The sequence below is a fragment of the Streptomyces specialis genome (assembly GCF_001493375.1).
In the GTDB taxonomy this organism is placed as follows: domain Bacteria; phylum Actinomycetota; class Actinomycetes; order Streptomycetales; family Streptomycetaceae; genus Streptomyces; species Streptomyces specialis.
In genome coordinates, this window is record NZ_LN929859.1 from 1 (window position 1) to 1,616 (window position 1,616).

Genomic DNA, 1,616 nt, shown 5'->3' on the forward strand with positions numbered 1-1,616 from the left:
CTCCCCGCGGGCCCGGACCGGCCGGGGACGCCACCGCCGACCCGTAGCGGCCGGTGATGACCTCGCAGGCGCCGCTCAGCGGCTCCGCGAGCCAGGCGGGGAGGGTGCCGAACCCGTCCACCGGCAGCGGCGGGTCCGCGCGCATGTCCTCGATGAGCACCCGCCCCTCGCGGACCGGCGCGAGCAGCTCGATGCGGGTGCCGTCGGCGAAGACGAGACCGACGCTGAACCACGGCGGGAGCCCGTCGCCCGCCGCGGGCGGGGCGGCGGATCCGTGGCCCCGCAGCTCCCACACGGGCCACACCGGGCTGGGGCCGTTCGACTGATGGCCGCCCGGAAAGCCGGAAAAGCTACTCTTCACCACGGAGGCAACCTAGACCGCGCGGGCCCCGCCGGCGCCGGGCGGCGCGCACGGCCGCCGCGACAGCACCCCGACAGCGCACTCCCGCCCCGCGCCGTTCGGTGCCATGCTGAGGGCGTCCGTCCCCCTTCGGCGGTCCTAGGAGTCCTGACGTGCTTCGCATCGCGGTTGTCGGATCCGGGCCGAGCGGGGTGTACACCGCTCAGTCCCTGCTCGATCAGCGGGACGCCTCGCCCGTTCCCCTGGCGGTGGACGTGCTGGACCGTCTGCCCTGTCCCTACGGTCTGGTGCGGTACGGCGTGGCGCCCGACCACGAGAAGATCAAGTCGTTGCAGAACAACCTGCGCCAGGTGCTCGAACGGCCGGGTGTCCGTTTCCTGGGCAACGTCCCGGTGGGCGACGGCGGGATCGCCGCGCGGGAGCTGCTCGGCCTCTACCACGCGGTGGTCTACTGCGTGGGCGCCGCCCGCGACCGGCGGCTGGGGATTCCCGGCGAGGACCTGGCGGGAAGCTGTTCGGCGACCGACTTCGTCTCCTGGTACAGCGCCCACCCGGACGCGACGGGCCGGGGTTTCCCGCTGGGCGGGCGCGCTGCCGTGGTGATCGGCGTGGGCAATGTCGCGGTGGACGTGGCGCGGGTGCTGGCGCGGGGGGTGGACGAGCTGCGGGCCACCGACATCCCGCAGGGTCCGCTGGACGCGCTGGCGGTCAGCGCGGTGACGGACGTGTACGTGGTGGGGCGGCGGGGGCCGTCGCAGGCGAAGTTCACCACCAAGGAGCTGCGGGAGCTGGGCACGCTGCCGGGCGCGGACGTCGTGGTGCGGGAGGAGGAGCTGGCGGCCGACCCCGGGTACGCCGATCCGTCCGGCCTGTCGGCGACCGCGCGGCGGAACGTGGCGGCGCTGCGCGGCTGGGCCGGGGCACCGGCCGGGGCCGCCGCCCGCCGGATCCATCTGCGGTTCTTCCTGCGCCCGGTGGAGATCCTGGACGACGGGCGGGGCGCGGTGGCCGGGGTGCGGTTCGAGCGGACGGCGGTGGACGCCTCCGGCCGGGTGACGGGCACCGGTGAGCGGGTGGACATCGAGGCGGGGCTGGTGCTGCGCTCGGTGGGCTACCTTTCACCACCGGCGGGGCCGCCCCGCGAGGGCGGGTGAGTCGGTGGGGGGGTGCGGAGTGCTTAGAACAAAAGACGACAGGGGAGACGGATGCACAGTGAGTAGCAGGTCTAACAACGGACGAGTGATCAAGACTGAAA

1 protein-coding gene and 1 pseudogene are annotated in these 1,616 nt (G+C 74.3%); one reads left to right on the plus strand and one right to left on the minus strand.

Annotated features, from left to right (window positions below; all coding sequences use genetic code 11):
- A partial coding sequence (locus BN2279_RS09570) for a DUF6214 family protein (RefSeq protein WP_234347696.1) occupies window positions 1–295 on the minus strand: 295 nt, incomplete at its 3' end.
- Window positions 296–513: 218 nt separating this feature from the next.
- Between BN2279_RS09570 and BN2279_RS09575 the strand changes: the two are divergent.
- Window positions 514–1,488, plus strand: a pseudogene (locus tag BN2279_RS09575) (FAD-dependent oxidoreductase); the annotation flags it as partial.
- Between the last annotated feature and the right edge of the window lie 128 nt (window positions 1,489–1,616).